Source organism: Pseudomonas fluorescens (genome assembly GCF_000730425.1).
In the GTDB taxonomy this organism is placed as follows: Bacteria; Pseudomonadota; Gammaproteobacteria; order Pseudomonadales; family Pseudomonadaceae; genus Aquipseudomonas; species Aquipseudomonas fluorescens_X.
In genome coordinates, this window is the sequence record NZ_CP008896.1 from 1,870,602 (window position 1) to 1,883,442 (window position 12,841).

General features: G+C 61.9%; 13 protein-coding genes. All 13 read left to right on the forward strand.

The window, feature by feature from the left end; translation table 11 throughout:
- Window positions 1-44: 44 nt before the first annotated feature.
- The 13 genes from ccoN (HZ99_RS08050) to HZ99_RS08110 all read left to right on the forward strand — a co-directional run bounded on the left by ccoN (HZ99_RS08050) (window position 45) and on the right by HZ99_RS08110 (window position 12,798).
- The gene (ccoN, locus tag HZ99_RS08050) at window positions 45-1,469 is read left to right on the forward strand and encodes a cytochrome-c oxidase, cbb3-type subunit I (RefSeq protein ID WP_038442240.1); all 1,425 of its coding nucleotides are present in this window, start codon (window positions 45-47) and stop codon (window positions 1,467-1,469) included.
- 10 nt (window positions 1,470-1,479) lie between these two features.
- Window positions 1,480-2,088: a cytochrome-c oxidase, cbb3-type subunit II gene (ccoO, locus tag HZ99_RS08055; RefSeq protein WP_038442241.1), complete on the forward strand. Its 609-nt coding sequence runs from the start codon at window positions 1,480-1,482 to the stop codon at window positions 2,086-2,088.
- Between the two features lie 3 nt (window positions 2,089-2,091).
- On the forward strand, window positions 2,092-2,310 hold the full coding sequence (locus HZ99_RS08060; protein ID WP_038442243.1) for a cbb3-type cytochrome oxidase subunit 3: 219 nt from the start codon (window positions 2,092-2,094) through the stop codon (window positions 2,308-2,310).
- The gene (gene ccoP, locus HZ99_RS08065; protein WP_038442245.1) at window positions 2,307-3,230 is read left to right on the forward strand and encodes a cytochrome-c oxidase, cbb3-type subunit III; all 924 of its coding nucleotides are present in this window, start codon (window positions 2,307-2,309) and stop codon (window positions 3,228-3,230) included. The genes HZ99_RS08060 and ccoP (HZ99_RS08065) overlap by 4 nt, the downstream gene beginning before the upstream one ends.
- A gap of 547 nt (window positions 3,231-3,777) precedes the next feature.
- Window positions 3,778-5,220, forward strand: coding sequence for a cytochrome-c oxidase, cbb3-type subunit I (ccoN, locus tag HZ99_RS08070; RefSeq protein WP_038442247.1), 1,443 nt, complete (start codon window positions 3,778-3,780; stop codon window positions 5,218-5,220).
- Window positions 5,220-5,828 carry a cytochrome-c oxidase, cbb3-type subunit II gene (gene ccoO / locus HZ99_RS08075; protein ID WP_029300047.1) on the forward strand — a complete coding sequence of 203 codons (609 nt, stop codon included), beginning with the start codon at window positions 5,220-5,222 and terminating at the stop codon, window positions 5,826-5,828. Before ccoN (HZ99_RS08070) ends, ccoO (HZ99_RS08075) begins: the two co-directional genes overlap by 1 nt.
- 5 nt (window positions 5,829-5,833) lie before the next feature.
- Window positions 5,834-6,019, forward strand: a complete 186-nt coding sequence (locus HZ99_RS08080) for a CcoQ/FixQ family Cbb3-type cytochrome c oxidase assembly chaperone (protein WP_003175465.1) — start codon at window positions 5,834-5,836, stop codon at window positions 6,017-6,019.
- Entirely contained in the window at window positions 6,016-6,993 is a 978-nt protein-coding gene (ccoP, locus tag HZ99_RS08085; RefSeq protein WP_038442248.1) for a cytochrome-c oxidase, cbb3-type subunit III, read from the forward strand. Before HZ99_RS08080 ends, ccoP (HZ99_RS08085) begins: the two co-directional genes overlap by 4 nt.
- A 349-nt stretch (window positions 6,994-7,342) precedes the next feature.
- On the forward strand, window positions 7,343-8,758 hold the full coding sequence (ccoG, locus tag HZ99_RS08090; RefSeq protein WP_038442250.1) for a cytochrome c oxidase accessory protein CcoG: 1,416 nt from the start codon (window positions 7,343-7,345) through the stop codon (window positions 8,756-8,758).
- A gap of 14 nt (window positions 8,759-8,772) precedes the next feature.
- Window positions 8,773-9,312, forward strand: a complete 540-nt coding sequence (locus HZ99_RS08095) for a FixH family protein (RefSeq protein ID WP_038442251.1) — start codon at window positions 8,773-8,775, stop codon at window positions 9,310-9,312.
- Window positions 9,313-9,421: 109 nt separating this feature from the next.
- A complete protein-coding gene (locus HZ99_RS08100) occupies window positions 9,422-11,872 on the forward strand; it encodes a heavy metal translocating P-type ATPase (protein WP_038442252.1) in 2,451 nt (816 codons plus the stop codon).
- Window positions 11,873-11,894: 22 nt separating this feature from the next.
- Window positions 11,895-12,122, forward strand: coding sequence for a cbb3-type cytochrome oxidase assembly protein CcoS (gene ccoS, locus HZ99_RS08105; RefSeq protein WP_038442254.1), 228 nt, complete (start codon window positions 11,895-11,897; stop codon window positions 12,120-12,122).
- Window positions 12,115-12,798: a sulfite exporter TauE/SafE family protein gene (locus tag HZ99_RS08110; protein ID WP_038442255.1), complete on the forward strand. Its 684-nt coding sequence runs from the start codon at window positions 12,115-12,117 to the stop codon at window positions 12,796-12,798. Before ccoS ends, HZ99_RS08110 begins: the two co-directional genes overlap by 8 nt.
- Window positions 12,799-12,841: the final 43 nt, after the last annotated feature.

Here is a 12,841-nt window from a genome sequence, read left to right on the forward strand (position 1 = left end):
CCCAAGTGCCGCATCTGCTTGGGTTGAACCGTGGATGGGGAACCATGAACACTACTTTAAGTACCGCCTATAACTACAAGGTGGTCCGCCAATTCGCCATTATGACGGTGGTGTGGGGCATCGTCGGCATGGGGCTCGGGGTTTTTCTCGCCGCCCAGTTGGTATGGCCCGAACTCAACTTCAACCTGCCTTGGACCAGTTTCGGTCGATTGCGCCCACTGCACACCAACGCGGTGATTTTCGCGTTTGGTGGCTGCGCGCTGTTTGCCAGCTCCTTCTACGCGGTGCAACGCACCTGCCAGACCCAGCTGTTCGCGCCGAAAGTCGCCGCGTTCTGCTTCTGGGGCTGGCAATTGGTGATCCTGCTGGCAGCAATCAGCTTGCCACTGGGCTATACCAGTTCCAAGGAATACGCCGAGCTGGAATGGCCGATCGACATCCTGATCACCATCGTCTGGGTCGCCTACGCCATCGTGTTCTTCGGCACCGTGGCCAAGCGCAACACCAAGCACATCTACGTCGGTAACTGGTTCTTCGGTGCATTCATCATCACGGTGGCGATCCTGCATATCGTCAACAACCTGGAAATCCCGGTCAGCCTGACCAAGTCCTACTCCCTCTACGGCGGTGCGACGGATGCCATGGTGCAGTGGTGGTACGGCCATAACGCGGTAGGTTTCTTCCTCACTGCGGGCTTTTTGGGGATGATGTACTACTTCGTACCCAAGCAAGCCGAGCGTCCGGTCTACTCTTATCGCTTGTCCATCGTGCACTTCTGGGCACTGATCACCCTGTACATCTGGGCCGGTCCTCACCACCTGCACTACACCGCGCTGCCGGACTGGGCACAGTCTCTGGGCATGGTGATGTCACTGGTTCTGCTGGCTCCGAGCTGGGGCGGCATGATCAACGGCATGATGACCCTCTCGGGCGCCTGGCATAAGCTGCGCAGCGACCCGATCCTGCGTTTCCTCGTGGTATCCCTGGCGTTCTACGGCATGTCGACCTTTGAAGGTCCGATGATGGCCATCAAGACGGTCAACGCCCTGTCCCACTACACCGACTGGACCATCGGCCACGTACATGCCGGCGCCCTCGGCTGGGTGGCGATGATCTCCATCGGCGCGCTGTACCACATGATCCCGAAAGTCTTCGGTCGCGAGCAGATGTACAGCCTCGGCCTGATCAACGCCCACTTCTGGCTGGCCACCATCGGCACCGTGCTCTACATCGCTTCGATGTGGGTCAACGGCATTGCCCAGGGCCTGATGTGGCGTGCGGTCAACGAAGACGGCACCTTGACCTACTCCTTCGTCGAGACCCTGGTGGCCAGCCACCCAGGCTTCATCGTGCGGCTGGTGGGCGGTGCGATCTTCCTCAGCGGCATGTTCCTGATGGCTTACAACACTTGGCGCACCGTGCGTTCGGCACAACCTGCCGACGTCGCCGCTGCGGCGCAGATGGCCTGAGGAGTCGATGATGAAACACGAAACGATTGAAAAGAACGTCGGCCTGCTGATGCTGCTGATGGTACTGGCCGTGAGTATCGGCGGCCTGACGCAGATCGTCCCGCTGTTCTTCCAGGACGTCACCAACAAGCCGGTCGAAGGCATGAAGCCCTACACCGCGCTGCAACTGGAAGGCCGTGACATCTACATCCGCGAAGGCTGTGTGCAGTGCCACTCGCAAATGATCCGGCCATTCCGCGCCGAGACCGAGCGCTACGGCCACTACTCGGTCGCCGGTGAAAGCGTGTGGGACCACCCGTTCCTGTGGGGCTCCAAGCGTACCGGTCCGGACCTGGCCCGAGTGGGCGCCCGCTACTCCGACGATTGGCACCGCGCGCACTTGTACAACCCGCGCAACGTCGTGCCTGAATCGAAGATGCCAGCCTACCCATGGCTGGTCACCGCCCAGGTCGACAGCAGCCACACCGAAACCAAGCTCAAGGTCATGCGCACCCTCGGCGTGCCGTACACCGACACGGACATCACCGCCGCCGTGGACAGCCTCAAGGGCAAGACCGAAATGGACGCCCTGGTCTCCTACCTGCAAGTGCTCGGCACTGCAATCAAGAGCAAGAGGTGAACCATGGGTTTTGAACTGGATACCGGAATGATCCGCGGCCTCGGCACGCTGGTGGTGGCGATTGCCTTCATCGGCCTGTCGCTGTGGGTGTTCAACGCCAAGCGCAACCCGGAGTTCGCCGAGGCCTGCCTGCTGCCATTTGCCGATGAGCCTGAACCTGGCGCCATTGGCACCCCATCCGACGCTCAAGAAGAGCCTGTAACAAGGAGCATTCGGCCATGACTACCTTTTGGAGTACATGGATCTGTGTACTGACCCTCGGCAGCCTGATCGGCTTGACCTGGCTGCTGTTCGGCACCCGCAAGGGCGAGACCAAGGGCAGCGTCGACCAGACCATGGGCCACGCCTTCGACGGGATTGAGGAGTACGACAACCCCCTGCCCCAATGGTGGTTCCTGTTGTTCGCCGGCACCCTGGTGTTTGCAGTCGGCTACCTGATCCTCTACCCGGGCCTGGGCAACTGGAAAGGTGTACTGCCGGGCTATGAGGACGGCTGGACCCAGACCAAGGAATGGGACAAGGAAATGGCCAGGGCCGACGCCAAGTTCGGGCCGATCTTCGCCAAATTCGCCGCCATGCCCGTGGAAGAAGTCGCCAAGGACCCGCAAGCGCTGAAAATGGGCGGCCGCCTGTTTGCCTCCAACTGCGCGGTATGCCACGGCTCCGATGCCAAGGGCGCCTATGGCTTCCCGAACCTGGCGGACGACAACTGGCGCTGGGGTGGTTCGGCTGATGCAATCAAGCTGACCATCATGAACGGTCGCCATGCTGCAATGCCGGCCTGGGGTGAAGTGCTGGGCGAGGACGGTGTGAAAAACGTCGCGGCCTATGTGCGCCACGACCTGGCCAAGTTGCCGCTGCCGGCTGACAGCAAGGCCGACCTGGCCGCTGGCAAGCAAGCGTACGACACCACATGCGTAGCCTGCCACGGCCCTGAAGGCCATGGTGTTGAAGCCATGGGCGCGCCAAACCTGACGCAGCCTGCCGGCTTCATCTACGGCACCAGCCTTGCGCAGTTGCAGCAGACCATCCGCCACGGCCGCCAGGGCCAGATGCCAGCGCAGGAAGCGCTGCAAGGCAACGACAAGGTCCACCTGCTGGCAGCCTACGTCTACAGCCTGTCGCAGAAGGAGCAGAAGTAAGTTGTAAGCTACACGCTGCAAGAGAAGAGTTCTCAACTCGGCTCTTGCAGCCCTTTCCAACCCTCCCCCTTCCCGCTCCAACCTCGCTGCTTGCATCCTGCCAATAACCGTTGCTGCTCCGCGGCCCTTTGTCGCACCCTTCTAAAGCACACCTTTCCCCTCGGGCCATTCGGGTCTACGCTTGTTTCGACAATAGGCCGGCGTTGATCGGTCGCAGCTCGACTTGCACTCGATGAGTCAGACGCTCCAGCAGGGTGACAGGCGCAAAGGCTGGCAGTTACCGGCTGTCGTGCCATTGGCCATTCGTCACCCTGCCAGCGTGCTTGCACATACGTCGTTGTAAGTACCTGCGCCCCTTCAAAATTCCTGTCCAACCCGTCAGCTTTTCATTTTCGATTTTGTCCTTACGCCAAACATGGAAAGGGCGCAGAATCTGGTTTGTAAAGCATTGACGCAGGTCAGCGTTACGTTGCAATGGCACCCCGCTTTCTCCATACTTGCGACCGATTTTTATCCTAATAAAACACCTAAACCGTGGAACCTTAGAATGAGCACAGCAATCAGTCCGACTGCTTATAACTATAAGGTAGTCCGCCAGTTCGCCATCATGACGGTGGTCTGGGGGATCCTTGGCATGGGGCTCGGTGTCTTCATCGCCTCGCAACTGGTCTGGCCGGAGTTGAACTTCGACCTGCCATGGACGACGTTTGGACGCCTACGCCCACTGCACACGAACCTTGTGATCTTCGCCTTCGGCGGATGTGCATTGTTTGCCACTTCCTACTATGTCGTGCAGCGAACCTGCCAGACGCGACTGATTTCCGACGGTCTCGCCGCGTTCACCTTCTGGGGATGGCAAGCGGTGATTGTCGGCGCCATCATCACCCTGCCAATGGGCTTCACCACCACCAAGGAATACGCGGAATTGGAATGGCCCCTTGCCATCCTTCTGGCGATCGTCTGGGTGACCTACGGCATCGTGTTCTTTGGCACCATCGTCAAGCGCAAGACCAAGCACATCTATGTCGGCAACTGGTTCTACGGCGCGTTCATCGTCGTGACGGCGATGCTGCACATCGTCAACCACGCCTCGCTGCCGGTGAGTTTCTTCAAGTCCTACTCCGCCTACGCCGGTGCCACCGATGCGATGATCCAGTGGTGGTACGGCCACAACGCCGTAGGGTTCTTCCTGACCACCGGCTTTCTGGGGATGATGTACTACTTCGTGCCCAAGCAGGCCGAGCGTCCGATCTACTCCTATCGCCTGTCCATCGTGCACTTCTGGGCGCTGATCACCCTGTATATCTGGGCCGGTCCCCACCACCTGCACTACACCGCCCTGCCGGATTGGGCACAGTCCCTGGGCATGGCGATGTCGATCATCCTGCTGGCTCCGAGCTGGGGCGGCATGATCAACGGCATGATGACCCTCTCGGGCGCCTGGCATAAGCTACGCACCGACCCGATCCTGCGCTTTCTGGTGGTATCGCTGGCGTTCTACGGCATGTCGACCTTCGAAGGTCCGATGATGGCGATCAAGACCGTCAACTCGCTGTCCCACTACACCGACTGGACCATCGGCCACGTACACGCCGGCGCGCTGGGCTGGGTCGCGATGATCTCCATCGGCGCCCTGTACCACATGATTCCCAAGCTCTACGGCCGCACGCAGATGCACAGCACCAGCCTGATCAACACCCATTTCTGGCTGGCCACCATTGGTACCGTGCTCTACATCGCCTCGATGTGGGTCAACGGCATCACCCAGGGCCTGATGTGGCGTGCGATCAACGATGACGGCACCCTCACCTATTCCTTCGTCGAAGCACTGCAAGCCAGCCATCCTGGTTTCATCGTGCGCGCCCTCGGTGGTGCGTTCTTTGCCAGCGGCATGCTGTTCATGGCCTACAACGTCTGGCGCACTGTGCGTGCCGCAGACCCAGTAGCTGCTGAAGCCGCCGCCAAGATCGCTGTCGTGGGAGCTCACTGATGAAGCATGAAGTAGTCGAGAAGAACATCGGCCTGCTGGCCTTCTTCATGGTCATCGCCGTGAGTATCGGCGGCCTGACCCAGATCGTCCCGCTGTTCTTCCAGGATGTGACCAATAAGCCGGTGGAGGGTATGAAGCCGCGCACCGCCCTTGAACTGGAAGGTCGCGACGTGTACATCGCCAACGGCTGTGTCGGCTGCCACTCGCAGATGATCCGCCCGTTCCGTGCCGAAACCGAACGCTATGGCCACTATTCGGTCGCCGGTGAAAGCGTATGGGACCACCCGTTCCTGTGGGGCTCCAAGCGTACCGGCCCGGATCTGGCCCGTGTGGGAGGGCGTTACTCCGATGACTGGCAGCGTGCGCACTTGTACAACCCGCGCAACGTAGTGCCGGAGTCGAAAATGCCGGCGTACCCGTTCCTCGTGGAAAACAAGCTCGACGGCAAAGACACTGCCAAGAAAATGGAAGTCTTGCGCACCCTCGGCGTGCCTTACACCGACGAAGACATCGCCGGTGCCCAGGCAGCCGTCAAGGGCAAGACCGAAATGGACGCGCTGGTGGCCTACCTGCAAGGCCTGGGCACCATCATCAAAAGCAAACGGTGATCTGAATGGATATCGGGATGATTCGAGGCCTGGGCACCGTTGTCGTGATGGTGGCCTTTATCGGCCTGGCGCTGTGGGTGTTCAGCCCCAAGCGCAAGTCAGAGTTTGAAGACGCGACCTTGCTGCCTTTTGCGGATGATCCCGAAGCCATCAAGCACGTCGAGCAAGCTTCTAGGAGTAACAAAGAATGACTACGTTCTGGAGTCTGTACGTCACAGTCCTCAGTCTGGGTACCATTTTTGCCCTGACCTGGCTGCTGCTGTCGACCCGCAAGGGCCAGCGCGCCGAACAAACGGACGAGACGGTTGGCCACTCGTTCGATGGCATCGAGGAATACGACAACCCACTGCCCAAGTGGTGGTTCATGCTGTTCGTCGGCACCATCGTGTTTGCCCTGGGTTACCTGGTGCTGTACCCCGGCCTGGGCAACTGGAAAGGCCTGTTGCCGGGCTACGCCTACCTGGACAACGAGAAGCAGATCCCGTTCGCCAACGGCCAGAGCGGCTGGACGGGCGTACACGAGTGGGAAAAGGAAATGGCACGTTCGGACGCCAAGTTCGGGCCGATCTTCGCCAAATTTGCAGCCATGCCCATTGAAGAAGTGGCCAAGGACCCGCAAGCCCTGAAGATGGGTGGCCGCCTGTTCGCCTCCAACTGCTCGGTGTGCCACGGTTCTGACGCCAAGGGCGCCTATGGCTTCCCCAACCTGACCGACGCCGACTGGCGCTGGGGCGGCGAGCCGGAAACCATCAAGGCCACCATCATGGCTGGCCGTCACGCGGTGATGCCGGGCTGGGCTGAAGTGATCGGTGAACAAGGCGTGGCCGACGTCGCCGGCTTCGTGCTGACCAACCTCGATGGCCGCAAACTGCCGGAAGGCGCCAAGGCCGATGTGGCCAACGGCGAGAAGCTCTTCGCCACCAACTGTGTGGCCTGCCACGGTCCAGCCGGCAAAGGTACGCCAGCGATGGGCGCACCTGACCTGACCCACCCGGGCGCCTTCATCTACGGTTCGAGCTTCGCCCAACTGCAGCAGACCATCCGCTACGGCCGCCAGGGCCAGATGCCTGCACAAGAGCAATTGCAGGGTAACGATAAGGTGCATTTGCTGGCGGCGTACGTTTACAGCCTGTCCCATGGCGACAAGAAGGCTGACGCTGAATAACGCAAGGCCGTAATAAAAAACGGTTCTGCCAGCACACACTGACAGGGCCGTTTTTGTTTGTTGTGTGAGTGCTGCAAGCGATGTCCAAATGTGGGAGTTGCTTCGTTTGCAAGTCCGCACGCCTCTCAGTGAATGGCTGCGCTCACCACATCTACAAAAACCGTCCATACTTCCCAAGTCAATTGACCCAGATCACGTACACCATCAATTGATTTCCCCCAACGCGACCAAAGGTCGCACCCGTTCATCGGTACTACAGGCGTATCATTACGCCACTGCAAGACCCCTATTTTGACCCCGGCTGGCACGTACTGGCCGAGGCAAATCTCCACTGCCGTGGGATGCAATGATGAGCAACCAGATTCCGGTACATGACGTTACCCCGCCTGCCAAAAAAACCAGCAACACGGTCGATCTCTACGCCTCGCGGGAGAAAATCTACACCCGCGCCTTCACCGGAATGTTCCGCAACCTGCGGATGCTCGGCGGTGCCGGTCTGTTCCTGCTGTACTTCGGCACGGTGTGGCTGAACTGGGGGGGGCACCAGGCCGTCTGGTGGAACCTGCCAGAACGTAAATTCTTTATTTTCGGTGCGACATTCTGGCCCCAGGACTTCATCCTGCTGTCGGGCATCCTGATCATCTCGGCCTTTGGCCTGTTCTTTATCACCGTGTACGCCGGGCGTATCTGGTGTGGCTATACCTGCCCGCAAAGCGTGTGGACCTGGATCTACATGTGGTGCGAAAAGGTCACCGAAGGCGACCGCAACCAGCGGATCAAGCTGGACAAGGCGCCGATGAGCGCCAACAAATTCCTGCGCAAACTCAGCAAGCACACGTTGTGGCTACTGATCGGTTTTGTCACCGGCATGACCTTCGTCGGCTATTTCTCGCCGATCCGCGAATTGGTGCTCGACTTCTTCACAGGCCAAGCCGATGGCTGGTCGTACTTCTGGGTCGGCTTCTTCACCCTCGCCACCTACGGCAACGCCGGCTGGCTGCGCGAGCAAGTGTGTATCTACATGTGCCCGTATGCGCGCTTCCAGAGCGTGATGTTCGACAAGGACACCCTGATCGTGTCCTATGACCCGCGTCGTGGCGAAGTGCGTGGCCCGCGCAAGAAAGGCGTCGACTATAAAGCCCAGGGCCTGGGGGATTGCATCGACTGCACCATGTGCGTGCAAGTCTGCCCCACCGGCATCGACATCCGTGACGGCCTGCAGATCGAGTGTATTGGCTGCGCCGCCTGCATCGACGCCTGCGACGCCATCATGGACAAGATGGACTACCCGCGCGGGTTGATCAGCTACACCACCGAACATAACCTCTCGGGGCAAAAGACCCACAAGCTGCGCCCGCGCCTGATCGGCTATGCGCTGGTGCTGCTGGCAATGGTCAGCCTGCTGGTCACGGCGTTCTTCATGCGCTCGCTGGTGGGTTTCGACGTCAGCAAGGACCGCGTGCTGTACCGCGAAAACGCCGAAGGGCGGATCGAGAACGTCTACAGCCTGAAAATCATGAACAAGGACCAGCGCGACCACACCTATGTGCTGGACGCCACCGGCCTGCCGGACCTCAAGCTGCAAGGCAAGCGCGAGATCAAGGTCGCCGCCGGGGAAATCTTCACCATGCCGGTGGAGCTGTCGAGTGCGCCGGAACAGATGCCATCGACCACCAACGAGGTGAAATTCATCCTCAAGGATGCTGACGATGACAGCGTCCACGTTGAAGCCAAGAGCCGGTTCATCGGCCCACAAATTCGTTAAAAGAGAGCAGAACAATGCCCGTAGCAACTGCCGCAAGCCCCTGGTACAAGCACCTCTGGCCCTGGATCATCATTGCCATCCTGGCCTGTTCGGTGACGCTGACCTTGTCCATGGTGACCATTGCGGTGAATAACCCGGACAACCTGGTCAACGACAACTACTACGAGGCCGGCAAAGGCATCAACCGCTCCCTGGACCGCGAACTGCTGGCCCAGACCCTGCAGATGCGCGCCACCCTGCACCTGGATGAGCTGACCGGTGAAGTGGAGCTTTTTCTCACCGGCAACAGCGGGCCTGCCACGCTGGAACTGAACCTGATTTCGCCGACCCAACCGGAGAAGGACCGCAAGGTCGTCCTGACCCGCAGCCAGAGCGAGCCGGGTCGTTACATCGGCCAGGTGACCGACAAGGTCGAGGGCCGGCGCTTCGTCGAACTGCTGGGGGTGGAAGGTGACAGGACCTGGCGTATGTTTGAAGAGGAAGAGGTCAGCCATGGCACCGACCTGAAGCTGGGGGACGAGCCGTTGCAGGGTGCCGAGGACCTGAAAAACTGACAGCCGCGCTTCGCGCATCGCCGGCAAGCCGGCTCCTACAGTGTGCGATAACCTTGTAGGAGTCGGCTTGCCGGCGATGAGGCCCTCCCGCCCACACAGATCCAAAACCATGACCACCCCAACCCCCTGCTACCACTGCGCGCTCCCCGTCCCGTCCGGCAGCCGCTTCACTGCGGTGATCCTCGGCGAACCCCGCGAGCTTTGCTGCCCGGGCTGCCAGGCGGTGGCCGAAGCCATTGTCGCAGGTGGCCTGGAGAGCTATTACCAACACCGCAGCGAGGCCTCGGCCAACCCCGAAGCCTTGCCCGTGCAACTGGTCGACGAACTGGCGCTGTACGACCGCGCCGACGTGCAAAAACCCTTCGTGCGTCACGAGGGCGACCTGGCCGAAGCCACACTGTTGATGGAGGGCATCAGCTGCGCCGCCTGCGGCTGGCTGATCGAAAAACACCTGCGCAGCCTGCCCGCCGTGGCCGAGGCGCGGCTGAACCTGTCCAACCATCGCCTGCACGTACGCTGGGCCGATGCACAATTGCCGTTGAGCCAGGTGCTCAGCGAACTGCGCCAGATCGGCTACGCCGCCCACCCGTATCAGGCCGATCGCGCCGCCGAGCAACTGGCCAGCGAAAACCGCCTGGCCCTGCGCCAACTGGGCGTCGCCGGCCTGCTGTGGTTCCAGGCGATGATGGCGACCATGGCCACCTGGCCAGAATTCAATATCGACCTGAGCCCCGAGCTGCATGAGATCCTGCGCTGGGTCGCCCTGTTTCTGACCACTCCCATCGTGTTCTACAGCTGCGCACCGTTTTTCAAGGGCGCCATGCGCGACCTGCGCACGCGCCACCTGACCATGGATGTCTCGGTCTCACTGGCCATTGGTGGCGCCTACCTGGCGGGGATCTGGACCGCAATCACCGGGGTGGGCGAGCTGTATTTCGATGCCGTGGGCATGTTCGCCCTGTTCCTGCTGGCCGGGCGCTATCTGGAGCGCCGTGCCCGAGAACGCACCGCCGCCGCCACCGCCCAACTGGTCAACCTCCTGCCCGCCTCGTGCCTGCGCCTCAAAGGCGATGGCCAGAGCGAGCGTATCCTGCTCACCGAACTGGCCCTGGGCGACCGGGTACTGGTGCATCCGGGCGCGATCCTGCCGGCCGATGGGGTGATTCTCGATGGCCAGTCGAGCATTGATGAATCCCTGCTCACCGGCGAGTACCTGCCACAACCACGGCAGGCCGGCGATAGCGTCACCGCGGGCACCCTCAACGTCGAAGGCGCGTTGACCGTGGAAGTCCGCGCCCTGGGTCACGACACCCGTTTGTCAGCCATCGTGCGCCTGCTGGAACGGGCCCAGGCAGAAAAACCGCGCTTGGCCGAAATCGCTGACCGCGCCGCGCAATGGTTCCTCGTCTGCTCACTGATCGCCGCCGCCGTGATCGGGTTGCTGTGGTGGGAGCTGGACGCCTCTCGGGCGTTCTGGATTGTCCTGGCGATGCTGGTCGCCACCTGCCCTTGCGCGCTGTCCCTGGCAACCCCCACCGCCTTGACCGCGGCCACCGGCACCCTGCACAAACTCGGCCTGCTGCTGACCCGTGGCCATGTGCTCGAAGGCTTGAACCAGATCGACACGGTGATTTTCGACAAAACCGGCACGCTGACCGAAGGCCGCCTGGCCCTGCGTGCCATCCGGCCGTTGGGCAGCATCAGCAGCGACCTGGCCCTGGCCCTGGCCGCCGCCCTCGAAAACCGCTCCGAACACCCGATTGCCCGGGCCTTTGGTCGCGCCCCAATGGCGGCCGATGAAGTGCTCAGCACCCCGGGCCTTGGGCTCGAAGGCCGGGTGGGCGAACGCCTGCTGCGTATCGGCCAGCCCGGTTTTGTCTGTGAGCTGAGCGGCTGCGCGATTCCCGAGTCGCCACAAGATGCCGGCCAATGGCTGCTACTGGGTGACACCGACGGCGCCCTGGCCTGGTTTGTCCTCGATGATCGACTGCGCAGCGATGCACCGGCGCTGCTGGCCGCGTGCAAAGCGCGGGGCTGGCGTACCTTGCTGCTATCGGGGGATAGCTCGCCGATGGTCGCCAGCGTGGCCGACGAACTGGGCATCGATGAAGCCCGTGGCGGCCTGCGCCCGGATGACAAGCTGCAGGTGCTGCAACAGTTGCACAAGGAAGGCCGCAAGGTGCTGATGCTCGGTGATGGCGTCAACGATGTGCCGGTCCTGGCCGCCGCCGATATCAGCGTGGCCATGGGTTCGGCCACCGACCTGGCGAAAACCAGCGCCGATGCGGTACTGCTGTCCAACCGCCTGGATGCCCTGGTGCAAGCCTTCAGCCTGGCCCGGCGCACGCGCCGCGTAATCATTGAAAACCTGCTGTGGGCCGGGCTATACAATGGCCTGATGTTGCCGTTCGCCGCTCTTGGTTGGATTACACCGATCTGGGCCGCGATCGGCATGTCCCTCAGCTCGTTGACCGTGGTGCTCAACGCCCTGCGCCTGACTCGCCTGCCGCGCGCCAGCGCCGCGAGCGCCACCCCACAGCCCCGCCCGCTGCCGGCCTGAGCCGCGCGAGCATGGAGTAGCGATGCCAGCTCTTTACGTAATGATTCCAGCGGCGCTGCTGATCGTCGCCATCGCCATCTACATCTTCTTCTGGGCGGTGGACAGCGGCCAATATGACGACCTCGACGGGCCGGCCCATAGCGTGCTGTTCGATGACCAGGACCCCAAACACCTGGCTGCCATCGACGAAGCCAGCCGCCAGCCGCAGCAACCGGACAAGCCTGACGAACCGGCGCCCCCCCGTGTTTGACCTGGCGCCGCTGCTGGTTTCCGCGTTAATCCTCGGCCTGCTGGGCGGTGGCCATTGCCTGGGCATGTGCGGCGGACTGATGGGCGCACTGACCCTGGCCATCCCGCCGGAGCAGCGCAGCCGGCGCTTTCGCCTGCTGCTGGCCTACAACCTGGGACGCATCCTCAGCTACGCCACGGCCGGCGTGCTGATCGGCCTGGCCGGCTGGGCGGTAGCCAACGGCCCCGCCGCAATGTTCATGCGCATCCTCGCCGGCCTGCTGCTGATCAGCATGGGCCTGTATCTGGCCGGTTGGTGGAGCGGCCTGACCCGGATCGAAAGCCTCGGGCGCGGCCTGTGGCGCCATATCCAGCCGGTCGCCAGCCGTTTGCTGCCGGTGTCGAGCCTGCCCCGTGCCTTGCTGCTGGGTGCGCTGTGGGGCTGGCTGCCGTGCGGTTTGGTCTACAGCACGCTGCTGTGGGCAGCCAGCCAGGGCAATGCGTTGGACAGCGGGCTGCTGATGCTGGCTTTCGGCCTCGGCACCTGGCCGGTGTTACTGGCCACCGGGCTCGCCGCCGAACGCCTCACCGCGCTGTTACGCAAACGCAGTGTGCGTGTGGCCGGCGGCCTGCTGGTGATCCTGTTTGGCCTCTGGACGCTACCCGGCCCACACCAGCACTGGCTGATGGGCCACTAAAAGGCCATGTGGCATAGCGCCGCTCCCCGTTGATACAAATCAA